The 25,032-nt window shown below is 69.5% G+C and carries 24 protein-coding genes; 20 read left to right on the forward strand and 4 right to left on the reverse strand.

Features of this window, described 5'->3' with window-relative positions:
• The first annotated feature begins 99 nt into the window (after window positions 1–99).
• The 6 genes from NCG93_RS08865 (at window position 100) to NCG93_RS08890 (ending at window position 3,569) form a co-directional block, all read left to right on the forward strand.
• Window positions 100–1,089 carry an NADP-dependent oxidoreductase gene (locus tag NCG93_RS08865; protein WP_194414352.1) on the forward strand — a complete coding sequence of 330 codons (990 nt, stop codon included), beginning with the start codon at window positions 100–102 and terminating at the stop codon, window positions 1,087–1,089.
• Window positions 1,090–1,181: 92 nt separating this feature from the next.
• Window positions 1,182–2,075: an aldo/keto reductase gene (locus NCG93_RS08870; RefSeq protein WP_194414351.1), complete on the forward strand. Its 894-nt coding sequence runs from the start codon at window positions 1,182–1,184 to the stop codon at window positions 2,073–2,075.
• An 89-nt stretch (window positions 2,076–2,164) separates the two neighbouring features.
• Window positions 2,165–2,632, forward strand: a complete 468-nt coding sequence (locus tag NCG93_RS08875) for a hypothetical protein (RefSeq protein WP_194414350.1) — start codon at window positions 2,165–2,167, stop codon at window positions 2,630–2,632.
• Between the two features lie 23 nt (window positions 2,633–2,655).
• Window positions 2,656–2,829, forward strand: a complete 174-nt coding sequence (locus NCG93_RS08880; RefSeq protein ID WP_194415021.1) for a hypothetical protein — start codon at window positions 2,656–2,658, stop codon at window positions 2,827–2,829.
• A gap of 11 nt (window positions 2,830–2,840) precedes the next feature.
• Window positions 2,841–3,371, forward strand: coding sequence for a hypothetical protein (locus tag NCG93_RS08885; RefSeq protein WP_194414349.1), 531 nt, complete (start codon window positions 2,841–2,843; stop codon window positions 3,369–3,371).
• A 27-nt stretch (window positions 3,372–3,398) separates the two neighbouring features.
• On the forward strand, window positions 3,399–3,569 hold the full coding sequence (locus NCG93_RS08890) for a hypothetical protein (protein ID WP_194414348.1): 171 nt from the start codon (window positions 3,399–3,401) through the stop codon (window positions 3,567–3,569).
• 228 nt (window positions 3,570–3,797) lie between these two features.
• Here the strand turns inward: NCG93_RS08890 and NCG93_RS08895 are convergent, their stop codons facing one another.
• Complete coding sequence (locus NCG93_RS08895; RefSeq protein WP_194414347.1) at window positions 3,798–4,817, reverse strand: helix-turn-helix transcriptional regulator; 1,020 nt, start codon at window positions 4,815–4,817, stop codon at window positions 3,798–3,800.
• Window positions 4,818–4,878: 61 nt separating this feature from the next.
• Here NCG93_RS08895 and NCG93_RS08900 point away from each other — a divergent pair, with 61 nt between their 5' ends.
• The 5 genes from NCG93_RS08900 to NCG93_RS08920 all read left to right on the forward strand — a co-directional run bounded on the left by NCG93_RS08900 (window position 4,879) and on the right by NCG93_RS08920 (window position 11,056).
• Window positions 4,879–5,949, forward strand: a complete 1,071-nt coding sequence (locus tag NCG93_RS08900) for an ATP-binding cassette domain-containing protein (RefSeq protein ID WP_194414346.1) — start codon at window positions 4,879–4,881, stop codon at window positions 5,947–5,949.
• The gene (locus tag NCG93_RS08905; RefSeq protein ID WP_194414345.1) at window positions 5,946–6,740 is read left to right on the forward strand and encodes an ABC transporter permease; all 795 of its coding nucleotides are present in this window, start codon (window positions 5,946–5,948) and stop codon (window positions 6,738–6,740) included. Before NCG93_RS08900 ends, NCG93_RS08905 begins: the two co-directional genes overlap by 4 nt.
• 188 nt (window positions 6,741–6,928) lie before the next feature.
• On the forward strand, window positions 6,929–10,000 hold the full coding sequence (locus NCG93_RS08910; RefSeq protein WP_194414344.1) for a hypothetical protein: 3,072 nt from the start codon (window positions 6,929–6,931) through the stop codon (window positions 9,998–10,000).
• A gap of 86 nt (window positions 10,001–10,086) precedes the next feature.
• Complete coding sequence (locus NCG93_RS08915) at window positions 10,087–10,548, forward strand: MarR family winged helix-turn-helix transcriptional regulator (RefSeq protein WP_194414343.1); 462 nt, start codon at window positions 10,087–10,089, stop codon at window positions 10,546–10,548.
• Window positions 10,549–10,567: 19 nt separating this feature from the next.
• Complete coding sequence (locus NCG93_RS08920) at window positions 10,568–11,056, forward strand: glutathione peroxidase (RefSeq protein WP_194414342.1); 489 nt, start codon at window positions 10,568–10,570, stop codon at window positions 11,054–11,056.
• Window positions 11,057–11,243: 187 nt separating this feature from the next.
• Here NCG93_RS08920 and NCG93_RS08925 read toward each other — a convergent pair whose 3' ends face one another.
• A complete protein-coding gene (locus NCG93_RS08925; protein WP_308212142.1) occupies window positions 11,244–12,275 on the reverse strand; it encodes an ornithine cyclodeaminase family protein in 1,032 nt (343 codons plus the stop codon).
• Window positions 12,276–12,411: 136 nt separating this feature from the next.
• Between NCG93_RS08925 and NCG93_RS08930 the strand changes: the two genes are divergently transcribed.
• The 9 genes from NCG93_RS08930 (at window position 12,412) to NCG93_RS08970 (ending at window position 22,768) form a co-directional block, all read left to right on the forward strand.
• Window positions 12,412–13,134, forward strand: a complete 723-nt coding sequence (locus NCG93_RS08930) for a GntR family transcriptional regulator (RefSeq protein ID WP_194414340.1) — start codon at window positions 12,412–12,414, stop codon at window positions 13,132–13,134.
• Window positions 13,135–13,616: 482 nt separating this feature from the next.
• Complete coding sequence (locus NCG93_RS08935) at window positions 13,617–14,612, forward strand: carbohydrate ABC transporter permease (RefSeq protein ID WP_194414339.1); 996 nt, start codon at window positions 13,617–13,619, stop codon at window positions 14,610–14,612.
• Window position 14,613: 1 nt separating this feature from the next.
• On the forward strand, window positions 14,614–15,447 hold the full coding sequence (locus NCG93_RS08940; RefSeq protein ID WP_194414338.1) for a carbohydrate ABC transporter permease: 834 nt from the start codon (window positions 14,614–14,616) through the stop codon (window positions 15,445–15,447).
• A 130-nt stretch (window positions 15,448–15,577) separates the two neighbouring features.
• On the forward strand, window positions 15,578–16,528 hold the full coding sequence (locus tag NCG93_RS08945; protein WP_194414337.1) for an amidohydrolase family protein: 951 nt from the start codon (window positions 15,578–15,580) through the stop codon (window positions 16,526–16,528).
• Complete coding sequence (locus NCG93_RS08950; protein ID WP_194414336.1) at window positions 16,525–17,607, forward strand: sugar phosphate isomerase/epimerase family protein; 1,083 nt, start codon at window positions 16,525–16,527, stop codon at window positions 17,605–17,607. Before NCG93_RS08945 ends, NCG93_RS08950 begins: the two co-directional genes overlap by 4 nt.
• Window positions 17,604–19,055 carry an FAD-binding oxidoreductase gene (locus NCG93_RS08955; RefSeq protein ID WP_194414335.1) on the forward strand — a complete coding sequence of 484 codons (1,452 nt, stop codon included), beginning with the start codon at window positions 17,604–17,606 and terminating at the stop codon, window positions 19,053–19,055. Before NCG93_RS08950 ends, NCG93_RS08955 begins: the two co-directional genes overlap by 4 nt.
• Window positions 19,052–20,119: a sugar phosphate isomerase/epimerase family protein gene (locus NCG93_RS08960; protein WP_194414334.1), complete on the forward strand. Its 1,068-nt coding sequence runs from the start codon at window positions 19,052–19,054 to the stop codon at window positions 20,117–20,119. Before NCG93_RS08955 ends, NCG93_RS08960 begins: the two co-directional genes overlap by 4 nt.
• A gap of 54 nt (window positions 20,120–20,173) precedes the next feature.
• Window positions 20,174–21,463 carry an ABC transporter substrate-binding protein gene (locus tag NCG93_RS08965; RefSeq protein ID WP_194414333.1) on the forward strand — a complete coding sequence of 430 codons (1,290 nt, stop codon included), beginning with the start codon at window positions 20,174–20,176 and terminating at the stop codon, window positions 21,461–21,463.
• Window positions 21,464–21,541: 78 nt separating this feature from the next.
• Entirely contained in the window at window positions 21,542–22,768 is a 1,227-nt protein-coding gene (locus NCG93_RS08970; protein WP_194414332.1) for a M24 family metallopeptidase, read from the forward strand.
• Window positions 22,769–22,876: 108 nt separating this feature from the next.
• On the opposite strand, the gene NCG93_RS08975 is transcribed toward NCG93_RS08970, so the two are convergent.
• Both NCG93_RS08975 and NCG93_RS08980 read right to left on the reverse strand, forming a co-directional pair.
• Window positions 22,877–23,377 carry a hypothetical protein gene (locus NCG93_RS08975; protein ID WP_241741864.1) on the reverse strand — a complete coding sequence of 167 codons (501 nt, stop codon included), beginning with the start codon at window positions 23,375–23,377 and terminating at the stop codon, window positions 22,877–22,879.
• An 8-nt stretch (window positions 23,378–23,385) separates the two neighbouring features.
• Window positions 23,386–24,927, reverse strand: a complete 1,542-nt coding sequence (locus NCG93_RS08980) for a PspC domain-containing protein (RefSeq protein ID WP_194414331.1) — start codon at window positions 24,925–24,927, stop codon at window positions 23,386–23,388.
• Between the last annotated feature and the right edge of the window lie 105 nt (window positions 24,928–25,032).

The following is a 25,032-nucleotide window of genomic DNA, read 5'->3' on the forward strand; positions in this document are numbered from 1 at the left end:
TCGCTCGACGACCGGGTGCTGCATCCGTACGTGCCTCTCCGCCGGAATACATCCTCGAGGCCAGTGCGGGCCTCGAGGAGAACTGGAGGAGGCACCGCCATGCGCGCACCGACCGAGGCATTCGCCTACCGCTACGCCGACTACGGCGAGGCCGACGTTCTCCATCGGCATCAATACCCGCTGCCTGCTCCCGGACCGGGCGAGGTGCTGGTCGAGGTGATCTCGACGGCGATCAATCACATGGATGCCTTCCTGCGCAACGGCAAAGAGGAGACCTGGCGCGAGGACCCGTGGCCGCGGTTGTCGGGCAGTGACTTCGCCGGGATCGTCCGCGGCTGTGGCCCGGGAGTGACCACGCTGCGGATCGGCGCGAGCGTCGTCGGGCACACCAGGACCGGGGCACACGCGAGCCACATCGTCGTGCCGGCCGACCAGCTCGTGAGCAAGCACCGGAGCATCGAATGGGAGGTCGCCGGCGGTCTCTTCCTCGCTGGTACGACCGCGTTGGAGACGCTCGACGACCTTCGCATCAGCGCCTCCGACACGGTGGTCATCTCCGCAGCGGCGGGTGGTGTCGGCAGCATCGAGGCGCAGGTGGCGAAGCACCGCGGCGCGCGCGTCATCGGCACGTGCGGCGAGCGCAACTTCGACTACCTGCGGCAGCTGCACATCACGCCCGTGAAGTACGGCGACGGGATGGCGGAGCGGATCCGGCGGGTCGCGGGCGGACCGATCACCGCGTACATCGACAACTACGGCAAGGACGGCCGTGAGGTCGCGGACGCCCTCGAGGTTCCTCCCGAGCGCTATCGCTCCAGCGCGGACCGGCGCGAGGTCGAGCTGCGGATGCTCCGAGACGACCCGGAATCCGTTTCGCATGCGACGGAGGTGCTGCAACGTGTGGTGGACCTGGCCGGCGGGGGAGCGTTCCGCCTTCTGGTGTCGGGCCTGTACCCCATCGAGGACATCGTGGACGCCTTCGAAGACCTCGCCCACCTGCACGCGCGCGGGAAGATCGTCCTCGCCACCCACCCGGTCACGCGGACGCGCTCGCTGCGCGCTCGGGAGATCTTCGAGCGGATGCCGTAACCCGGGCTTTACGGCCTCGGCACAGGGTTGTCCAGTCCCTGCTTCGTGTCGTACAGCCCTGGCAGGCTGAACCCATGCGACAAGGAGATGCGATGAAGCAGCGCACGCTGGCGGGACGACAGGTATCGGCGATCGGGCTGGGAGCCATGCCGCTGTCGATGAACAACGACAAGGAGTATCCGTCGTTCGAGGATGCGGTCGCGACCGTGCATGCCGCGCTCGACGCCGGCGTCACGCTCATCGACACGGCCGACATCTACGCCCCGGACGGCGAGGAGATGGGGCACAACGAGCGCATCATCGCCGAGGCGCTGCGCACGTGGGACGGCGACGCGTCGAGCGTGTTCGTCGCGACGAAGGGCGGCATCACGCACGGCGAAGGGGGCGCCAAGGTACGTGACGGCTCGGCGGCGTACCTGCGCTCGGCGGTCGAGAAGTCGCTCGACATCTTCGGCGTCGACCAGATCGCGCTGTACCAGTACCACCGCCCCGACCGCTCGCGCGTGTACGCCGACATCATGTCGGGACTCAAGGCATTGCAGGACGACGGCCTCGTCCGCGCGATCGGCATATCGAACGCGAGCGTCGAGGAGATCCAGATCGCGATCGACGTGCTCGGCGAGGGCAACCTCGCCAGCGTGCAGAACGAGTTCTCGCCCAAGCATCCCGGAAGCGTCGACGAGCTGCGCTTCTGCGGAGAGCGCGGGATCGCGTTCCTGCCGTGGAGCCCGCTGGGCGGCACCGGCGGGGGAGCGCGCCGGGTCGGCGACCGGTTCTCGACGTTCCGGGAAGTGGGCGAGGCGCACGGCGTCAGCCCGCAGCAGGCGGTGCTCGCGTGGGAGCTGGCGCTGGGCTCGCACGTCATTCCGATTCCGGGGGCGCGGCGCGCGGCATCCATCATCGACTCGGCTCAGGCAGCAGACCTCGAGCTCACCGCCGACGAGGTCACCCGCCTGTCGGAGTCGGTGGGGATCTTCGACGACTGAGTGGGCGACGGCTCGGGGTCGGCGACGGCTCGTCGTCCGTCGACCCGGGTCGCGTCGGAAGGGTTGCAGGAGGGGTGAAGGTCGGGCGCATGGCCGAGGCATCCGAGCACTGGCGTGACGCCGGCATCATCATGGGCTGGAATCCGAGCCTGTGGGACGAATGGCCCGGCACATACGCGGGGGTCGTGGCGAGCGTCGCGGACGGTGCCCCGTACGTGACGCAGTGGTCGGTCGGCGCCCGCAAGGAGGTGGAGCCGGGGACCGACGCGTGGCTGCTGCGGCAAGGCGGGTCCTACGGGCTCATCGGGCACGGCAGGGTGCTGACGCATCCGTACGCGGACGTGCACTTCGCCGATCCGCGCCGCACCGCGAGCTTCGTCGACGTCGCGTTCGACGAGCTCGTCGTCGAGGACGACCGCGTGCCACGGGACGTGCTCGAGGTCATCGTGCCGGAGGTGGCGTGGCGGTTCCAGTTCCGATCGGGAAACCGCGTTGCGCCCGAGCCGAACCGGCGGCTGCGCGAGCTGTGGCGCGAGGCGATGTCGGCGCTCGGGTGAGCGCGGGCGGGTAGGACTGTCGGGTGCGCGAGCCGAAGCTCTCCCCGCGGCTCACCGACCGCTACGACGCGTCGTTCGTCGAGGACGACAATGGGATCCGCATCGAGTTCATGCAACCCACCGAAGGAGGGGCTGGCTCGACGGAGTATCAGGGGCTGCGCCGCTGCGCTCTTCGCTGCATCCACGCCGATCGGTGAAGGGACGCGCGATGTCCACGCAGGGACTGGAGAACCTTCAGGCGATCGTCGCGATCACCGGCGATCTGATCACCGCCATCGCAGTGGTCGTCGGCGGACTGTGGGCCTACTTCAAACTCGTCAAGAATCGCACCTACCGGCCTCGGGTCGATGTGGCGATTGCCGGCGCGTGGGTGGACGCGGGCGGTGCGCGGCGATTGCACGTGACCACGTCTCTGAGGAACATCGGCGCGTCGATGGTCGAACTCATCCAGGAAAGCACGGGCCTCGGCGTCGATGGCATGCAGGCCGGGGCCGGGCGCCATGTCGAATGGGTGCCCGGGCCCGTGGTGAGCATCTTCGAGTCCCACGCCTGGATCGAACCGGGCGAGACGGTCACCGACGACCTCATCGCGCCCGTCGTCTTCGTCGAGCTGCCGGTGCGCATCGAAGTGCGACTCATCTGGAGGTGGGCGGGCGGAAGGCGCAACATCCAAGTCGTCGCTCGCAAGATCATCTGGCCGCACGATGTCGAGCTCGGTCGAACGTCCGCGCAGGTATAAGTCGAGAACGAAGAGAAGGAGCACCGAATGAACACGCAGAGCCCGGACGGGCACCAGCAGCAGCAACAACCGCAGCAGCAGGAGCAGCAGCAACAGGAACAGCAGCAGGACATGGCGGCGTCGCGAGCCTTCGAGGAGCGCAAACGGCTGGAAGCGCTCCGTCGCGCGGAAGAGGCGGGGAACGCCGAGCAGTCCTGAGCGAGGGGCGTGCGGCGTGCGCGTCTCGCGCGCACACGACCGCTCCGGCGGTACTGCGCGGGGCGAGCGCTGCAGTTCGCTGCGAGCGCCACCTTCCTTGACGCAGCGCTCGCAGGAAACTGCAGCGCTCGATGCCAGTGGGCGAGGTTGCTCCTTGGTCGCCCGCAACAGTGTTCCGGTCGTTGAGCGAGCGAGGAACGAGCGAGACGAAACGCGCCGCGGCCGGAATCACGCCGAGGGGAGCGCCCGCTCCTTCGCGCGCTGCGGCGGCACCTCAGGCGGGGGAGCGTCCAGCGCGCGCAGCATCCGCCCCAGCGTCTCGCGTAGCTCCTCCCGCGCGGGCGAGCGCAGGTCGGTGGTGTACTCGACGCCCTCCGGGATCCAGGAGAGTCCGTACATCGTCTCGCGGAAGTCGCCGCCGCCGACCGGCCACCGCGTCCGGCCATCGCCCGCGTCCGACGCACCCTGGCCCCACTGCCCGAAGTACTCGCGCATCGCCTCGATCGGCAGCTCCATCACCGCGTCCGCCTCGACCGCCTGGCGCACCCACGACCGCGCCACGAGGATGAACTCCTCCACCTCGCCCGGTGTGAGCGGCTTCGGCTCGAACAGCACACGCGTGTGCTCCACCGAAGCCAGCCGGTCGACACGGAACGTGCGCCAGTCCTCCTTCTCGAGATCCCAGCAGAGCAGGTACCAGTGCCGGTCGGCAGGCGCGAGAGCGTGAGGTTCGACGCGGCGGTGGGTGACCTCGCCGGATGCCGCGGTGTACGTGAAGCGCACGCGCTCGTGGTCGCGCGTGGCCAGGGCGAGCTCGCCGAGCACCTCGCCGGAGACCGCGGCGCCGGCGTTGAGGCCTGCGGGCTGCACCGCGTCCGCCAGGGCTGCGACCCGTCGGCGCAGGGGAGCGGGCAGCACCTGCTCGAGCTTCGCGAGGGCCGTGATCGTCGTCTCGGGACCGCTGACCAGTCGCTGGGATGCCGCGACCCGCAGCCCGATCGCCATGGCCACCGCCTCCTCATCGGTGAGCAGCAGCGGGGGCACCGCGCTGCCGGCCTCGAGGCGATAGCCGCCCGCGGCACCCGGCGACGACTCGATGCGATAGCCGAGGTCGCGCAGCCGCTCGACGTCGCGCCGGACCGTGCGCTCGGTCACACCCAGGCGATCCGCCAGCTCGGAGCCCGGCCAGTGGCGGTGCGTCTGCAGGAGATTGAGCAGCGAGAGCGCTCGAGTCGTCGTATCGGACATGACTCAACATTGCCGCACATTGCGGACCGAAACTGTCCGCATCGCTTTCTAGCCTGAGGCCATGGCGAACGAATCGATCATCCAAGCGCAGGGACTCACCAAGCGCTTCACCGTGAAAGGCAAGACCGTCGAGGCCGTCACCGACCTCGCATTCGAGGTGGCGCGCGGCGAGCTCGTCGCGTTCCTCGGACCCAACGGCGCCGGCAAGTCGACGAGCCTGCGCATGCTCACCACCCTGATTCCGCCGACCGCGGGCACGGCGAAGGTCGTCGGCTTCGACATCCTGAAGCAGCCCGCCGACGTGCGCGCCCGCATCGGGTACGTCGGCCAGCTCACGAGCGGCAGCTTCTCGCAGCGCGCCCGCGACGAGCTGCTGAGCCAGGGCGCGTTCTACGGCATGTCGAAGGCCGCCGCGCGCACGCGGGCCGACGAGCTCATCGAGTCGCTGGACCTCGCCGGCTTCGCGACGCGGTCGGTGCAGCAGCTGTCGGGCGGGCAGAAGCGCCGGCTCGACATCGCCCTCGGGCTGATGCATGCGCCGCCGCTGCTGTTCCTCGACGAGCCGTCGACCGGACTCGACCCCCAGAGCCGCGCCAACCTCTGGCAGCACATCATCGATCTGCGGGCGCAGCACGGCACGACCGTCTTCCTCACGACGCACTACCTCGAGGAGGCCGACCGCTACGCCGAACGCGTCATGGTCATGGACCGCGGCCGCGTCATCGCCGACGACACGGCCGTGCGCCTCAAGGCCGATCTTGCGGGCGACGTTCTCACGTTCGGCTTCGCGACGGAGACGGATGCCGCAGCCGCCGTCGCGGTCGTGCAGAGACTCACCGATCGCGAGGTGCGCCGGGCCGCGGCATCCGTCGTCCTCACCGCACCCGAGGGAGACGCACTGCTGCCGGCCGCCGTCCGCGCTCTCGACGCCGCCGACCTCACTGTCCGCACCGCGACCGGGGTGCCGCCGACGCTCGACGACGTCTTCCTCGCGCTCACCGGCCGCACCCTGCGCGAGGCGGGCGAGGGCGAAAGCGAGTCCGACGACGACCCCGACAAGAGCGCAGACGCCGTGGACGCGGCATCCGGAACCGCCGAACCGGCGCCCGAGAAGACAGGAGCGAACCGATGACCGCCCAGACGCAGATCCGGCCCGACACCGCGGTGCGGGCGAACCCGGCCCGTGACACGTGGAACGTGCTCACGCGCGAACTGAGGCCCGTCGTGCGCGACCCGTTCACGCTGATCTTCAGCCTGGTGCAGCCGCTGGTGTTCCTCGGGCTGTTCGCGCCGCTGCTGGTCGGCTCGTCCGGCCAGCCGGTGGGGGAGACCTTGCAGTGGTTCGTGCCCGGCGTGCTCGTGATGATCGTGCTGTTCGGCACCGGAGCGACCGGCTCGAACCTGCAGTACGAGATGATGACGGGCTCGCACGAGCGCACGCTGGTCGCGCCGCTCGCGCGGTCGTCGCTGCTGGTCGGTCGTGCGCTGAAGGAGATCGCGCCGATCGTCGTGCAGGCGCTGATCATCGTCCTCATCGCGTGGCCGTTCGGCTTCACGATCAACGTGCCGGGACTGGTGGTCGGGCTCGCGCTGCTCGCGGTGTTCGGCATCGGGCTCGGGGCGCTGTCGTACACGCTGGCGCTCAAGACCAAGGACCGCGAGTGGCTGTTCTGGGGTGTGCAGCAGACACTGATCTTCCCGCTGCTGATCCTGTCGGGCATGCTGCTGCCGCTCGACGAGGCTCCTGCCTGGATGCGCGCGATCTCCACCGTCAATCCGATCAACTGGGTCGTGCAGGCCGAGCGGGCGCTGTTCGCCGGCGACCTCGGCGACATCACGGTGCTGTGGGGCTGGATCGCCGCGATCGTGCTGGCGGTGGTGGGTCTGGCGGTCGGCATCAGGGCGATGCGCAAGAGCAGCTGAGCCGGCGCAGTCGGTCGCTGAGCTTGTCGAAGCGCCCTTCGACAAGCTCAGGGACCGGGGGAGGATGCCTCGTGCCGCGGCCCGGGCCTGCGGCATCCGTCGTGCGTGCGCCGAGCGGTTCACAACGCCTGTACAACGTGTTTGGCCGACGGTCGGGAGCGCAGGGAGCGCGGTCCTAGGATCAGAGGATGACGACGGCGCGACGGCGAGGCATCCTCGCTGCCGTCACCGCCATCGTGCTCCTCGCGATGGGCACGGGCATCGCGTTCGCCGCCGGCGACGCGCTCGGCATCCGCACCGAACCCGCCACGCAGATGCAGCCGGCCGCGCCGGTGGTCGCGGTTGCGGCGGAGGCCGTCGCTCCGCCCGAGATCACCGCGGTCGACGTGCCCGACACCGTCCGTGTGAACGTCGCGATGGATGAGCTGCTCGGCGCCGTGGCCGATGCGTCCGAACGTGCGGGCGCGGCAGCCCTCACCGTCGCCCTCGCCGATGACGGCCCCGGTGAGACAGCCGACGGCTACACGCTGGAGGGGGATGCCGCGGCCCTGACCATCCGCGCCGACACCGAGGCCGGCGCGACTCGCGGGATCTACGACCTCGCGGCCCAGGTGCGCGCGGCGCAGCCCGTCACCGAACTGGTGGGTGAGCACGCGGCATCCCGCCTGCCGCTGCGGATGAGCGACCTCGGAGCCGTGGGAGTCATCCCCGACCCGGCCGAGTGGGAGAGCGGCGACAACTACTCGCACGCCTCCGACGCGTTCGCCGCCGTCGTGCAGCCCGAGCCGCCGTACATCGACAAGACCGCGCTCGCCGCGGCCTACGAGGACTTCGACGGGTTCCTGCGCCACTCGCTCGCCAACGGCATCAACGCCGTCGCGTTTCCCGGGTTCGTGGAGTACGTCACGTTCGACGACGTGCCGGGCGGCGCCGTCTACGCCGAAGGCGACGACCACCGGGACAAAGCCCTGGCCTTGCGAGAGGCGTTCGCGCCGTTCTGGGAGCGCGCCGACGAACTCGGCGTGAAGGTGTTCCTCCGCACCGACATGCTCGCCCTCACCGGGCCGCTCGAGCGCTACCTCGTCGACCGGTTCGGCTCGCTCGACACCGAGAACCCCGACTTCTGGAACGTCTACGCCGCCGGCCTCGACGAGCTGTACGACGCGGTTCCCGCGCTCGACGGCGTGCTCATCCGCATCGGCGAGGCCGGTCCCGTCTATGACGTCGGCGGCTGGGACTACTACTCCGCGCTCGAGGTGACCACCGTCGACGCCGTGCGGACGATGCTCGAGGCGTTGACGGCGCAGGCCGAGGCATCCGATCGCGAGGTCATCTTCCGCACCTGGAGCGTCGGCGTCGGCGCCGTCGGCGACATGCACACGAACGACGCGTCGTACGAGGCGGTGCTCGACGGCATCGACTCGCCCGCGCTCATCGTGTCGACCAAGTACACGCTCGGGGACTTCTACACGTGGCTGCCGCTGAACCACACCCTCGAGCAGGGCGCGCAGCGGCGCATCGTCGAGTTCCAGAGCCGCCGCGAGTTCGAGAACTTCGGCGCCTTCCCGAACGACCTCGGGCCGCAGTATCAGGCAGCGCTGCAACAGCTGCTGGCCGCGAACGACCGCATCGAGGGCGTGTGGGTGTGGACGCAGGACGGCGGTCCCTGGCGTGCCGGGCCGATGTCGCTGTACCTCAAGTCGGGCTTCTGGCAGCTGTACGAGCTGAACACCCAGCTGGCCGCCGCGCTCGCGCAAGACCCCGAGACCGATGTCGCCGAGGTGACCACCGACTGGGCGCGGCAGTGGTTCTCGGACGATCCCGCGACCGTGCAGGCCATCGCCGAGGCGATGACCCTGTCGCGCGACGCGATCGCGCAGGGGATGTACATCGAGCAGTTCGCCGACCAGCGCGTCTTCGCGATCGGGCTCGAGCCGCCGCCCATGATGTGGATCTTCGAGTGGGACATCCTCACCGGCGACTCCGCCGTCCTCGACGTGCTGTACGCGATCGTGCGCGACAGCGCCATCGAGGCGGGTACTGACGGAGTGGACGCCGCGATCGCCGACGGCGCGCAGGCCGTCGCCGCGGTCGAGAAGATGCAAGAGCTGGTGACCGGGACGGATGCCGCGACCTGGCACTCCGCCGACATGCGCGACGCCTTCGTGGGGACGCTCGAGTACGAGCTCGACACGCTGCGGCTGCTCGAGGCGTACCGGGCGATGATCCTGCACCAGGGCGAGTGGCACGACACGCTCTCGCCCGAGTCGCACGCCGCGTGGGATGCCGATCGCGCCGCCTACGAGACGCTCGCCGCCACGCACCTCGAGCGATACGAGGGCAACCTCGACTACCCGGCGTTCAACCTCACGGCCGCCCAGCTGGGCGTCGACCGCGCCACGCGCGACCTGACGATGGCGTGGCTCGCCCGCGGACTGCTGGTGCTGGCGATCGCGTGGGTCGTGATCGGCATGGTCGCCGCGCGCACGCGCCTGGTCGCGAGGCCCGGAGCCGCCGCCGCCCGGGCGACGTGGATCGCGTCGACCCGCCCGTGGCGGGCGCGGGAATCGACACTGGGCATGCTCGAGCTCGACCGCTGGCTGCTCCTCGTCGTGCCGGCCGCGCTGCTGGTCGCGACACGGGCGGTGCAGACCTCGTTCCTGTCGTGGACGCATCTCGCCGTCACGATCGGCGCCTGGGTGCTGTTCGCCCTCGTGCTGCGGCTGTTCCTCTGGCGCCGGTCGCCATGGCCGGTCATCGCCGCGGTCGGCGGCGTCGTGATGCTGCGCTGCATCCTCACGTTGTTCGCTCTGTCGTTCACGGGCCCCGGCGGGTACTGGTTCGCCTTCTGGACCGAGCCGGTGCTCCGCACGATCTACATCGCGGTCGCCTTCGCGCTCTTCGTCTGGGTCTTCGTCGCCGCCGGGTGGGCGCTCGCCGCCCAGGTGCGCGCGCGCCGCGCGACCGGGTTCGTGCTGGCCGCCGTGGGTGCCGGGCTGCTGGTGCCGGCCGCCGCCGTCGGCGCGCTCGGCCTCGAGGCGGCACTGACTGTCTGGAACGACGAGATGGGCCTGCTGCCGTGGGGGCTCGCGCGGATCCTGGGCATCACGACCTACCTCGAGATCCCGGATGCCACGGCCTGGGCCGCCGCCGGGTTCGGCGCTCTGCTGCTCGTTGTGGGCGTCGCGCTGGCGCTGCCGTGGTCGCGCCGGCGGGCCCACCGGGCCGCGGAGACCGCGCCCGCGGACGCGGCGCGCTGAGCCCTCGGCACTCGCCCATCGCGGCACACCCGAAGGAGCTCGGGTGATCTCTTGTATCCCAATAGTTTGTATGCAAAGCTTTCGCCATGACCACGACCGCAGCGCCGCTCGAATCGTCGGTCTGCTTCGCGCTGTACACCTCGATGCAGGCGACGCTGCAGCTCTACCGCGACCTGCTGGAGCCGTGGGGGCTGACGTATCAGCAGCTCATGGTGCTCGCGGTGGTGTGGGAGCGCGACGAGGTGTCGCCGGGCGAACTCGCGGAGGCTCTCTGCCTCGACGCCAGCAGCGTGTCGGGACTCGTCGGGCGGCTCGAGCGCATGGGCTATCTCCAGCGCGAGCACCGGTCCACCGACCGCCGCTCGGTGCGGATCACCGCCACCGCCCACGCGCTGGCGGTGCGCGGCGAACTCGGCCACATCGAGCGCTGCGTCGCCGAGGCCATGCAGGTCACGCCCGCCGACGCCGAGTCCGTCATCGGAACGCTTCGCGCGCTGCGCACCTCGATGCGCGGCTACGACGCGCGCGCGGCATCCATAGCCTCATGAACGCCAAGGAAGGAAACGCATGACCCTCCAAGAGATCCCCGTCACCACGATTCACGGAGAGAGCACCACGTTCGGCGAGATCGCCGACGGGCGGCTCGCCCTCGTCGTCAACGTCGCGTCGCGCTGCGGACTGGCGCCCCAGTACGAACAGCTCGAGGCGCTGCAGAAGGCCTATGCCGACCGTGGCTTCACCGTGATCGGCTTCCCGAGCAACCAGTTCCTCCAGGAGCTGTCGACCGAAGAGGCCGTCGCCGAGTACTGCTCGACCACGTGGGGAGTGACCTTCCCGATGGCCGAGAAGGTGAAGGTCAACGGCCGCCACGCCCATCCGCTGTACCAGGAGCTGACCGGAACGCCCGACGTCGATGGGAAGAAGGGCCGCATCACGTGGAACTTCGAGAAGTTCCTGGTGAGCCCGTCGGGTGAGATCAAGCGGTTCGCGCCGCAGACCAAGCCTGATGCGCCCGAGGTCGTCGAGGCGATCGAGGCTTGGCTGCCGGCGGAGTAGTCCTCGCCAAGCACGCCGCGGTGGCGGGCCGAAGCCGAAGGATCCGTTATCCGGTCTCGGTTCCGGGATCAGGCTGGTCGGCCGGTGACTGTTCCCCGCCGTGCGGAAGTCAGGTTCGGGGCGGGAGTGGATGCCGCAGCGCCGCGGCCGATGCTGCGCTGGGCGGTGGGCGACGAGGCGGGCGGTGTCATGGCCCCGCCTGTGCAGGCTGCGCAGAGTGCGCTGACACCAGGAGGGCAGCCAGCGCGAGGTCCTGCAGGCCGCTGCCGAGGGAGTTGAAGAGGGTGATCTCCTCAGGATCGCGACGGCCGGGGGCCGCGCCGACGAGAACCTCGCCCAGCTCCGGCCCCAAGTGGCTCTCGTCGATCGAGCCCTCGCGCAGCGGAATCAGGACATCACCGGATTCGGCGAGGGCAGCCGAGCGGGTGTCGAGGATGACCCGGGATCGTCGGACGGCTTCACTGTCGACCTCGCGGTGATCGGCACGCGGGGGAGCTCCCACCGCATTGACGTGATGGCCCGGGTGCAGCCACGCGCCCTCGAGTACCGGTTCTCGGGACGGGGTCAGGGTGCAGACGATGTCGGCTTGCCCGACGACCTCGCGTGCTGACGCCGCTGTCGTGGCGGGGATGCCGCGATCCGACAGCGTTGCAGCGAGCGACCTGGCGCGTTCGGTCGTGCGACTCCAGACGACGACGCGGCTGATCGGCCGCACCAGCATGAGTGCTTCCACGTGCCCCTCCGCCAACGCTCCGGCCCCGATGAGGCCGAGTACTCGCGCGTCAGGACGGGCGAGCGCATCCGTCGCGACGGCTGTGGCCGCGGCAGTGCGGATGCGCGTCACAGCGGCGCCGTCGATCAGCGCCAGAGGGGTGCCGTGCAGGGAGGAGACGATGATCATGGAGCGCTGGGCGGGCAGCGCTCTGTCACGGTTGGAGGGGATGTCCGCCAGGAACTTCATGCTCGCCAGTCCGCTCACCGAATCGATGGCGCTCATGCCGAGGAACTGTGCGTCGGACCCCGGCACCGGCATGGAGGACGGTGCGGGCGCGATGGCGGTGCCCGCCGCGAGCCGGCGATGCGCGGTGGCCACCGCCGCAATGGCGTCAGACATCGCGACCCGCTCGATGACTTCGGACGAGGGGATCAGCCTGATCATCGAATCGGTCCGATTCGGGGGCACGCTAACGGACGGCGGGGGTTGAAGAACCACGGGCATCCTTTGGTCATTTGGTATACAACCTACCAGGGCTACACGCAGTATTTCTACGCTGTGAGGCGGGAACCGCGGGGCTGTTGCTGCGCCACGCGCGGTTGCGCGTTGTACGATCTACCGACGGATCGGAGTCTGATTCATGCAGGAACTCGCGCATCGCTCGATCCCGGAACTCGTCTACCAAGAGATTCGCCAGCAGATCGTCAGCGGTCAGCTACCGCCGGGCACACGCCTCAAGGAGCGGGAGATCTCGGAACTTCTCAACGTCTCTCGGGTGCCGGTGCGGGAGGCGTTTCCGTTTCTGGAAGCCGATGGGTTCATCCGAAGCCTCCCCCGGCGCGGGGCGATCGTCAACGAGCTCGCGGTGCGCGATGTCGAAGAGCTGTTCGACGTCCGTGAGTCGCTGGAAGTGCTCGCGACCCGCCTGGCAGCGAAGAACGCCGACTCGGCCCCGTTCGACCGCATGGAACAGGTGCTCGCGGCGGCACGCGAAGCCGTCGCCTCCGGTGATGAGCGCGCACTCGTGCAATCAAACGTCGCGTTCCACGAGGCGATGGCCGAGTTGTCTGGAAACTCGCTGCTCATCGGTGTCGTCCGCGGGATACTAGGCCGGATGGAGTGGCTTTTCCGCTTCACGGTGGACCGCGACATGCGCGCGCAGTGCGAAGAGCATGAGGAGCTCTTCCGAGCGGTGAAGGCAGGCCATGTCGAGCTCGCCGGATCCCTGGCCTTCGCCCATGTCGCCAGTGGCAGGCAGCCCTCGCTCGAGAAGCTCCGGCTCGCGAAGGAGTTGTCCCACGCGCCTGAGGTGGACGGCGACGACGCCGCGTTCGACCGCGCCGACGCCGCAGGCTCCGTCTAGGCGCCGAGCCCGACGGGCTCCGTCGACTCCGCTCCGACGGGGCACTGCGCCCCGTTCAGGCGCCGGTACTGCGTTCGGAGCGCGGCCCGCATGCAAGCCTCCTTCCATCGCGGGAATATCGTATACCGCCGCTCCTCAGGACCCGCTCGTGGATGTTTCGGCCTCGTGACTGTGGGTCACGACCGTGTTAAACATGGGCAGGACATCACGATCGCCTGAAAACACGGGAGACGCTCGCGATCAGGCGAATGGCGGCGGCGCGCCCGAGTCGGCCGCGATTGAGCTTGGCCAGGGCGCCGGACTCGGGGTTGACGTGCCGCGCACGGTCCGTTTGTATACCAAACGGAAGTACGGGTCGTATCTGACCGGGACCGAGCGCCGCGAGGCAGCGGCGGAGAAGATGCACCTCGCCTTACGACCTCCGCTGCCGTCGCGCCGCTGTACTCAAGCGCTCCGGCCGACCTCGACGGGAGCCCGACGCGATGATCGACACCAGCAATCTGGATCCTCCGGCGATCCGCACGCAGTCCGAATCGCCGGGGCGGCGCGGTGAAGCCGAAGCGGAGCCCTCCGCCGGGCCGAAGACATTCAGGAGGCGCCCGGGTCGCGCCGGCGGGCTCGTGTTCGGCTACTGGTGGTGGGCGCTTCCGGGGATCGTCCTCGTCGTCGCGGTGCACTACGTTGCGACCGCGGTGGGTGGGGCCTTCGCGTTCACGAACTGGAGTGGGATCGGCGGGTTCGAGTGGACCGGGCTCGACAACTTCGCACGTGTCCTGCGCGATCCAGGGAGCGCGCGGGCGATCGGCAACACACTGCTGCTCGCGTTTGGGTCCGTCATCCTGTCCAATGTCGCCGGCCTCCTGCTCGCACTCGGCGCGAACCGCATCGTGAAGACGCGTCACGTGCTGCGACTGCTGTTCTTCATGCCGGTGGTGCTCAGCCCGCTCGCCGTCGCCTACATCTGGAAGTTCGTCTTCGACTACGCCGGTCCGGTGAACACTGTGCTCGACGCGGTGGGGTTGGGTTCTTTGGCGCGCGCGTGGCTGGGCGATCCCGCGACCGCCATCTGGGCGATCCTGGTAGTCCTCGTGTGGCAGAACACCGGGTTCGCGATGGTGATCTACATGGCCGGCCTCGCCGCGGTTCCGGTGGAGATCGAGGAGGCGGCGGCGCTGGACGGAGCCGGCCTGTGGCAGCGCTTCCGGCACGTGGTTCTGCCGTCGATCATGCCTGCTGTTGCGATCTCCACGACGCTCGGGCTGGTCAACGGCCTCCGAGTGTTCGATCAGATCCTGGCGCTGACGGGCGGTGGGCCCGCAGGCGTCACTGAGACGCTGGCGACCGAGGTCTACAAGCAGGCCTTCTCGCTGGGCGATTTCGGATACGGAGCTGCTCTGGCGCTCATCCTCACCCTCATCATCCTGGCGTTCGCCATCACTCAGCAGCGTCTGACCGGCGCCCGCCCCGGAGAGGACTGACATGTTCCGGTACACCAAGCTCACCCTCATGCGCGAGATCGTTCTGTGGATCGTCGCGCTCGTCTTCCTGCTGCCCTTCTACGTCCTTCTCACCACGGCGTTCAAGGCCGACGGCGAGGTCTTCTCGTCGTCGCCCCTCGCGCTCCCTCAGGCCCCCACCTTCGCCGCGTTCCTCCAGGTGCTCACCGCGGGGGACGGCGCGGTGCTGCGCGGGCTGGCCAGCAGCGTGCTGATCACTGCCGCAAGCATCGGCGGACTGGTGCTGCTCGGCTCGCTCACCGGGTACGTCATCGCCCGAAGGACTGGCAGATGGAGCAGGGGCGTCTATTACCTGTTCCTGGTCGCGATCCTGCTCCCGACGCAGCTCGGCACCGTGCCTCTCTACATCGGCGCGCGAACCCTGGGCTTGACCGGCACGATGTGGGGGATGGTCATCCTCTATACGGGAATGATGCTGCCGCTCACGATCTTCCTCTACGCAGGCTTCTTCCGAAGTCTCGGCACCGAGTACGAAGAGGCGGCGACCGTCGACGGAGCGAGCCGCACCCAGATCTTCTTCCGGATCGTGCTGCCGCTGATGTCGTCTGCCACGGGAACCGTGGCCATCCTCGCCGGTCTCATCATCTGGAATGACTTCTTCACCTCCTTGATCTTCCTCGGCGGATCCGACAGCCAGACGCTTCCAGTCGCGATGTATTACTACATCGGCTCACTGATCTCGAAGTGGAATGCGATTTTCGCGATCGTCATCGTCTCGATGATCCCCATCCTCGCGTTCTACCTCTTCGCCCAGAAGCAGTTCATCACCGGTTACGCGGGTGGCCTCAAGGGGTAGGACACGCGCCGCGGACATAGATCGCATTTATTCCGCGCATCACCCGTATCTTTCCGTTGGATATAGCGGCGCATCGTGGCATATGGCATGTTGTATACCAACCTTCGAACACTGAGAGCGGAGTTGTCGGATGACACTCATCGACGTCCACCACCACCCCACGCTGCCGGGGCTCATCGCCCAGCAGGAGCGGCGCGGACTCCCCGTCTTCCGAGGCGGCCCCGCGTGGACTCCGGAGCTCGCGCTCGAGCAGATGTCGCTCACCGGCACCACGATGTCGGTGCTGTCCGTACCCGCCGACCTGTCATGGGCAGGCTCAGATATCGCCGCCGTGACCGATGGGCTCAACGACGAGCTCGCCGACATTGTGCGGGAAGCGCCCAGCCGCTTCGGCGCGTTCGCCACGCTGCCGCTGCCCGACCCCGATCTCGCGACCGCACACGCGGTCGCGGCGCTCGACAGCGGTCGGTTCGAGGGCGTCGCGATGCTGACGAGCTACCGGGGTGCGTACCTCGCACAGCCCGAATACGCCGGGCTGCTTCAGGAGCTCGACGCACGCGATGCTGTCGTGTTCATGCATCCCATCCTCGTGTTCGACGCCCCTGCGGGCCTTCCGGGACCACTGCTGGAGGGGACGTTCGACACGACGCGCGCGGTCACCGCCCTCGCTGCGGCGGACGTGTTCCAGCGCTTCCCGCGCATCCGGTTCATCTTCCCCCACACCGGCGGGATGGTCCCCTACATCAAGTGGCGCATCGCCATGCACGCTCTTCAGGGCGGTGACTGGAACGTCCGCGTGACTGCCGACGGACTCGAGGCGGAGATCCGCAAGCTCGACGGCCTCTACTACGACACCACGCTCAATCTCGGCCCGCTCCTCCAGCTCGAACGCACCGACCGCATCCTCTTCGGAACCGACATCCCGTGGGCGAACGACTCGATCCTTCCTCTCGAGCACGACTACGCGACCCGGGTGCGCGACGGATGGACGGCCGAGCAGGCCGCGGCGGTGTCCAGCGAGAACGCTCTCCGCATCCTTCCCCACGCCGGCCGCCGCCTCGGCGTCGAGGTGTCGCGGTGACGCGCGTCGGCTCCGACATCAGCCTCGCTCGGGTCGGCGATCTGTGGGGGCACGGCCCGGCACTCCTGGATACCCTCCACGCGCAGGGTCTCGAGGGCATCAACGTCCGCACGCTCACCGACCTGTCGCCCACCCTTGACATAGGGGAGTTGGAGGCATTCCGGCAGCGCGCGGACGAACTCGACATGTACGTCGAGATGGGCGTCGGCAAGATCAATCCGTACATGACCGCCGAGCTGCCCGAGGTCCGCGCGCTCGGCGACGGCGACTTCATCGCCGGCATGGAGCGCATGTTCGCCGTGTGCGCCGATATGGGGTGGACGACGTTGTGGACGGCGTGCGCCGGCGTCAAGGAGTACGCGGCCCCGTACGACACCGACCGCGCTCGCAGAGAGGCGCCGTGGCCTGACCAACTGCGTGCCATCCGCACGCTCGTCGACAAGCTGCTGCCGGCGCTGCGCCACTACGACCTCGCGCTGGGCATCGAGACCCACGAGGAGATCACCACATATGAGCTCGTGCGGATCGTCGAGGACGTCGACGATCCCCACATCGGCATCTGCTTCGACCCGGCGAACCCGATTGCCCGCGGGGAGGATCCACGCGCGGCCCTCGAGCGGATCGCGCCGTATCTCATCAGCACGCAGTTGCGTGACGTCCACGTCCTCCCGTCGCCGGACGGTGAGGGACTCACCCGCTTCCTTCGCCCGTGCGGCGACGGGCAACTGGACTGGAGCGAGGTGCTCGGCACGCTGCTCGCCGCCCGTCCGGGAGTCAACCTCACGATCGAGGGCGTCGGCGGGTGGTCGGGACGCAGTGACGTGCCGACCGGCGACCCGATCTGGCGGAGTCTGCACCCCGACCTGAGCGAGGACGAGCTGACGTCATTGCGGGCCCTCGGCGCCGCCTCCATGCAGGCCGCTGCAGACGGCCGCGAACCGTCGTTCGCCGACCTCGACGTCTTCCGACCCGACATGCGGGCCGCGCACGACGACTTCGTCGCCCGTTCCGCTGCGCATCTTCGATCCGTGCTCGCCGTGCGCGCGGCATCCGTCCCCACCTCGATAGGAGCATCATGACATCGACCTTCACGATCACCCCGATCGAGCAGCTCTCCAACGCCGTCGACTGCGTCGTTCTGTACCCCGGCTCGCCGGACTACGATCTCGCTCGGCGGCTCTGGAACGCCGACATCGACCGCCGCCCCGCCGCTATCGTGCGTGCGCGCAACGCCGACGACGTGTCGGCGGCTCTGCGCTGGTCGACCGCGAACGGCTACCCGGTCACGGTTCGCAGCGGTGGCCACAACCTCGCCGGCACCGCCGCCATGGACGGTGCCGTGCAGATCGACACGCGGCTCATCAACGACATCGAGATCGATGAAGCGGCAGGGCTCATCCGCGTGGGCGGCGGCTGTAATTGGGGGCAGGTGGACCGTGCGTGCGAGGGCACCGGCCTCGCGGTGCCCGCCGGCGTCGTCTCGCACACGGGCGTGGCCGGCCTCACCCTGGGTGGCGGCTTCGGCTACCTCGCTCGCCAGCACGGCGCGACGGTGGACCACCTCGAGTCGATCGAGGTCGTCGTCGCCGACGGCAGCATCCTCGAGGTGAACGCGACCTCCCACCCGGACCTCTTCCGCGCCATGAAGGGCGCCGGGCACAACTACGGCGTGGCGACGCGGTTCACGTTCCGGCCGCAGCGCCTCGCGGGCCCGGCCACGGTGCGCCTCGCACTCTTCGCCGCCGCAGACCGTCGGGCGATCATGCAGCGTTTCGCCGAGCGCGGCATAGGGATGCCGGCCGAGGTCGGCACCTACCTGCGGCTCTACCGTGCACCGGAGTTCTGGAGTCAGATCCCCGCCGAGCACCGTGGCAAGCCGATCCTCTCGCTGGCGACCATCCGATACGGCGACCCCGCCGACGAACCGGAGGCCACCGCCCCGATCTTCGAGGGCTTCACGCCGATCTACCTCGACGTGCGGACCATGCCGCACGTCACGCTCCAGCACCAGACCGACGACGAGTTCCGCTACGGACTGCGTCACTACTGGAAGCACACGTTCATCGAGGAGCTGACCGACGACGTGATCGACACGATCATCGAGCAGTGCGACCTCTATCCCGGCCGCGCGCTCAACTCCAGCGCGTACATCTCCCACCAGGTGATGTGCCCGTTCGAGATCATTGCCGGACCCGGCACCGCACGCGAACCGGGGGACGACGCGCTGCCGAGCGGGCGCGTGCTCAACTACTCCGCCAATATCGGCGCGGACTGGGAGTACGCGTCGGAGAAGTCGCCGCTGGTGGAGTGGGCGCGTGGGTTCTCCGACGCACTCGCGCCCGCGAACCGCGGCACCTACATCAATTTCACGTCGGTGCAGGGCGACGACGCGGTGGCCCGCGCCGTCTATGGCGCGAAGTATGAGGACCTCGCCGCGACGAAGCGTCGCTACGACCCCGAGAACGTCTTCCGCCGCGGGCTCGTCGACCTTTCGGACCCCGGCGACGACGCGGGCGCCGACGCATGACCGGCATCCGCGTCGGCACCGACTCCACGAAGCTGCCCGGCGCGTTCACACACGACGCTTTCTGGGTGATCGAACGCGTCGCCGATCTGGGGTTGGACGGAGTGTTCTTCCGGGACATCCTCGACCTCAGCCGCACTCTCGATGTCGTCGAGATCGCCGACGTGACCGCCGCCGCACGCGAGCGCGGGCTGTACCTCGAGGCCGGCGCCGGCAAAGTGAACCCGTTCGCCATGCCCGAGGACCCCACCACGCGGGGCCTCGGTGATGGCGACTGGCTCGCCGGAATGGCGCGCAAGCTGGAGGCAGCGGCCGGGTGCGGCATCCGAGAGGTGTGGGCGGCCACGACGAACTACCAGTTCCGGCTGCGCGGCATGCGCGCGTGCGACCGCTTCCGCACGGACGTGACGTGGCCGGAGCAGCTCGCCGCCACGGCAAAGGTGCTCGGCATGCTGGCGCCGGTGGTTCGGGACCTCGGCCTGCACCTCAACCTCGAGACCCACGAGGAGATCTCGAGCTTCGAGGTCGTGCGACTCGTCGAAGAGGCGGGACCGGACGCATTCGGCATCACGTTCGACTCCGCGAATGTCGTCGTGCGCGGGGAGGACCCCGTTGCGGCCGCCCGCCGAGTTGCGGCCTACACGCGCCAGACACACTTGCGCGATGTCGTGCTGGTGCCCAACGAGCACGGGATCGGCCGCCTCATCGCGCCCATCGGTGAGGGTGTGATCGATTGGGACGGGATGCTGTCAGCCCTGGCATCCGCGCCCGCGCAGAACTACTCGATCGAGGGCGTCTTCCCGGGCATGCGCGAACACCTCGGCACCGAGATGTCGCTGTTCGTGGACGACCCGCAGTGGCGTTCCTCGCACGTCGACCTCACCGACGAAGAGCTCGCCTGGGCGCGCCGCCATTGCGACGCCCAGTCGGAGGAGGGCGCCCTTCGGGAGGAGCGGCTGCGCGCCACGGTGACCGACGAGGTCGCGACGGCATTCATCGTCGACAGCGCTGCCCGCCTGCGCCGGCTCGTTTCCGCCCGCGCGCCGCAGCCATCTGCGGCCGCCTGAGTTCCCCCAGCACCCGACCTCTGCGATCCGCCCGCCCGATAGAAAGGCACCACCATGGCAAGACAGCACCTTTCACGACGCACGCTCATGCTCCCTGCGACGCTCTCCGTCGGCGTCCTCCTCGCCGGCTGCGCCGGCTCGGCGGACACCGGCGACAGCGGCGGTGAGGAGCCGCAGACGATCACGTTCGCGTACTCCATCGCGGCCGACGCCCAGGACTGGTACGAGAAACTGGCCGAGGACTACATGGACAGCCACCCCGGTGTCACCATCGAGATCCAGAAGTACGGCCTCGACAGCTACCCGACGCTGCTGAACACCCAGTTGAATGCCGGCAACGGTCCCGACGTGTTCTACAGTCTGTCGGGCACCGGCCAGAACCCGTCGGTCGGCCCGCTCGCAGACGCCGGTCTCGTGCTCCCGCTCGATAGCGAGGTGCTCGAGGAGTCCCTGCCAGAGGCGGTGCAGGCGGGATGGGTGTTCGACGGAACGTTCTACGGCGTGCCCACCTCGGTGCAGGTGAACGGGCTCGTCGTGAACTCGCCGCTGGCCGAGGAGAACGGGATCGACTGGACTGCCGAGACCACCACCGAAGCCCTCGCGGCGCAATGCGGCGACGCGGCCGACGCCGGCATCGCCGTGCTCGGACTTGCCGGCGCGGTGCCCACCGCACCGGCGATCACCGCGCTCGGCTTCGCGGCCAGCACGGTCTACGGCCCGGAGCCCGACTGGAACGAACAGCGCGCGGCGGGCGAGACGACATTCGCCGAGTCGGACGGCTGGAAGGACGCACTGCAGGCGATCCAGGAGCTGTATGACGCCGGCTGCATGCAGCCGGGCGCCGAGGGTGCGGGCTTCGACGCGCTGACGAACGGGGTCGCGGGCGGCACGATGCTCGGCTTCGCGGCGCCGAGCAGCGCGAACGTGACCCTGGCGAACGCCTCGGGCGGCGCGCTGCAGATGGCCGTGCTGCCGATGCCGGCACCCGAAGGTGTCGAGACGAAGCTGGTGCTCACGAGCACCGACGGGATCGCGGGCAACGCGAAGACCAAGAGCCCCGAGCTCGTCAAGGACTTCATCCAGTGGTCTGCGGAGCCCGAGCAGGCAGCCATGATGGCCGAGATCCAGGGCACGCTCCCGCTGGGCGGCGACACGGCCGATCTTCCGGAGGCCTATCAGAGCTCCCAGGCGCTCCTGACGTCTGACGGAACGCGGCCCTACCCGCCCGTCGACTGGCCCAACGGCGCCGTGTTCGACGCACTCGGCACCGGCGTGACCGGCATCCTCACCGGGCAGCTGACCATCGAGCAGGTGCTGGACTCGATGGACGCCGCCTGGGAGTGATCCATATACGGGGGAGAGGCGCGGCGACGTGTCCTCTCCCTCGCTCCTTCCCGCCGCACACTCACAGGAAGCACCGACATGCCACACCACGGCGTCCCGTTCCCCCGACCGAGCCTGCAGGAGCGGGACCGCCGATGGGCGGTGGTGCGGGAGCTGATCGATGCCGATGACCTCTCGGCCGTCGTCGCCTTCGGCAATGTGTTCGACCGCACCGATGTGTACCTGGCCGGCGAAGCGGTTCCTGGCGCCGTCGTGGTGATTCCGCGGGAGGGCGAGCCCATGCTGCTCACCGGGGTGGGTGCGGTCGCGCTTCTGAGGTTCGATGACCAGGGCGAGCGGCTCGCCGGCGAACGATGGATCGCGGATCTTCGCACGGGCCCCCCGCCACTGCTCATTGCGCAGGCAGTCGGCGGCAAGGCGCGAGTCGGGGTCATCGGCCTGGGCGGAGCGTCCCCCTTCGGGGGCGGCGTCCCGCACGGTGCGTGGGAACTGATCACCGCGGCCACCCCGGACGTCGAATGGATCGAGATCACGCTGCCCTTCGCGCGGGCGCGGCTGGTGAAGAGTGCGGAGGAGCAGGAGCTTTTCCGGCACGCGGCCGAGATCGGCGAGCATGCGAGCCGTGCGTTCCTGGATGCCGCGCGCATCGGTGCGCGCGAGAGCGACGTGTACGCGGCGGTCGAGGCCGAGATCACCCGTCGGGGCGGCCACAGCGCGGGGCCGGGGATGATCCTGCGCAGCGGTAACCCCGCCTTCGGCGGTCCCATCGAGTGGGGCTGGGCCGGCGGTGAGCCCCCGATCCTGCGTCCAGGCGACTCGATCGGCGCGGAGATCTTCGCATGCTGCGCGGGACTCGAGACGCAGCAGCAGATGCATGTCCAGTTCGGCGCCGACGACGAGCACCGGCGACTCGCCGACGCCGCACGCGCGGCGTACAGCGCCGGCGTCGCCGCCGCCAGGCCGGGTGCGCTGTTCTCGGAGGTGTACACCGCGATGCATTCCGAGATCATCGCCGCCGACGTCTGGAGCCGTCCGCCCGTCATCCAGACGGTCTCGCCGGGCTTGTACAACAGCCCGATGTGGGTCAATGCGCAGGGGCGCGCCGACCTCGACCAGTATCCAATCCCCGGCGTCGTACCCGCAGAAGGCGACTTCGAGCTTCGCGTGGGTATGACGTTCGCGTTCCAGCCTGCCGCGCTCCTGGGGCTTCGCCAGGTGTGCGTGGGTGGCGCAGTGCTCGTGACGGCGGACGGATGCGAGGAGCTGAACGAGATCGCCACGCGTTCGCACATCGTGGAGCCGTAGCCGCCGGATGCGGACCGTGGCGACGGCATCCGTGCTCCCGAATCAGGGCGCGCGCACCAGGTCTGCCGGAACGATGTCCGTGCCCAGGGGCATGAGCGCTGTCGGAGGTCAGATTCGACCGGGAACGGATGCCGCGCGGCGGCGTTCGAGACCGCGCTGGGCGCGGCGCGCGATGCCGACGATGCCGGCGATGAGTGCGAACAGCCCGAGAAGGAGCACGGCGATCGCGACCGCGGTCGCCGGGCTGAGGTCGACCAGCCAGGACGTCAGGGCCAGCTGGCGAGCCGGGTCGAGGAGGATCCACAGCGCCACCGCGGCGATGGTGGCGAGGACGAGGCCCCATACGATCCCCGCCCAGCGGACACGCGGGCCGGTGAGATCGACGGATGCTGCGGGCTCCGGCAGCGCGGGCGCCGTCGCCGTCGGCGGCTCCCACGCCGGCGGACGGGTGTCGGTGAACGGCGGCGGAACGACGGCCGTGACCGCATCGGAGACAGGTGCGTCGACCGCGACGGCGGGAACGGGTGGCGCGAGGTCGACCGGGGTCGAGGGCGCGGCGGCGGAGGTGTCCGCGGAGGGGGCGGCATCCGGAATCTCGGAAGTGCTCATCGCAGGGCTCATTTCTCGTAGATCGTGACCTGCACCGAGCCGGTGCGCTGGTCGAGGGTGATGTGCTGCGTCGTGACGGCGTCCGTGTCAGGGAGCTCGTTGTCGACGCTCCAGGTGAGGGTGCCGTCGCGGCCCGGCTCGACCGTGCCGGATTCGACCGCACCGCCGTCCGAGCCGGGTGAGCGGGTGTAGACGACGACACCGTCGCCGAGTGTCGCGTCCAGATCGAGCGACGTGCCCGGGTAGACGGCGATGTCGGTGCCGCCGGTGCCCTTTGTGAGCACGACGCCTCCCGCGCGGACGTCCTCGGATCCTGACAGCTGATCGACCGAGATGTAGGTGCTGCCGAACGGCTGAACCATCACCTGCTCGTACGTGGCGGTGCCGACGTTGACGTCGCCGACGGCGAAGCGATCGGGACCGGATGCCGCGGCCGCCGACACGCCGACCACCAGCAGCACGAGTGTCACGGCGGTGAGGAACCCGCTGCGGCGGCGCGCGACGCCGGCGACCACCATCGCGAGGGCTGTGACCAAGGCAGCGGTGAACACGCCCACCGCCCCGGCGAAGGGCAGGGATGCCGTCGCCAGAACGGCCAGGGAGCCGGCGACGAGCGCGGCGCCGAGCGCGGTGAGCACGAAGACGAAGCTCGTACGCGGTCGGGTGGCCTGGCGGATGCGGCGACGCTCCTCCGCTTCGAGGGCGAAGGCACTGCCGGCGGTCTCGCGTTCACGGCGCGCCTGCTCACGGGCCGCGCGTGCGGCGTCCTGCTGACTCCGCTGCCAGCTGTGGTGCTCGGTGCGCCACGCCTCCTGCCGTGCGCGCCAGTCGGACACCTGCGCGTCGTCGGCGACTGCGGCTCCCGTCGCGGACTCGGCCGGCGCCCGACCGGCCGAGTCCTCGACGCCCGCAGCAGCTGCCACGAGGGGAGCGGTCGCGTCGTCACCCGAATGCGACGCGGCCGGGGGAGCGGACTGCGCGGAAGCCCTCTGCGCACCCGCCCACGGGGACCGGTCGGCGCGTGCCGACCGGACGATGAAGTAGACGGCGAGCCCGATGACGGCGAGCGCGATGATGACCCCGAAGCCGCCCCAGGGCGAGCCCAGGTCCCAGATCGACGACGGGTACCCGCCGAACACCGCCCACACGGGCCACAGCAGCAGGTTCCGCAGCCAGGGCACCACCGGGATGAAGCCGACGGCGGCGAGGATGAAGACCCCGGTCATCGCCGGGTCGTAGCGGCCGTAGAAGAGCTCGCGCAGGTGGATGCGACCCTCGGCGTCAGGCAGCAGCGCCCAGGCGATCGCGTAGACGAGCAGCGCGGGGAAGCCGAGCAGCGCCACGACCACGAAGATGCCGCGCACGATGAGGGGGTCGATCCGGAGGCGCGCGGCGATCCCGCCGCAGACTCCGCCGAGCCACGCGTCGCCCCGCGCGACGCCGAGTCCTCGCACCCAGTCGAAGAACCGCTCCGACGCCTTCGGCACGCCGGGGGGCGCGGGCGGCGGCGGTCCGGGATCGGTGGGGGGAGCGGAGGCGGTGTCGGTCATGGTTCCACCCTGGCGGGCGCCGCGTGCCGCTCGCTATGGGGTGATCCCCTGACGCTTCCCTGATCCTCGCGCCCGGGTGTGGTCGGGGGCGGCGGGCGATGATTG

The organism is Microbacterium yannicii, assembly GCF_024055635.1.
GTDB classification, from domain to species: domain Bacteria; phylum Actinomycetota; class Actinomycetes; order Actinomycetales; family Microbacteriaceae; genus Microbacterium; species Microbacterium yannicii.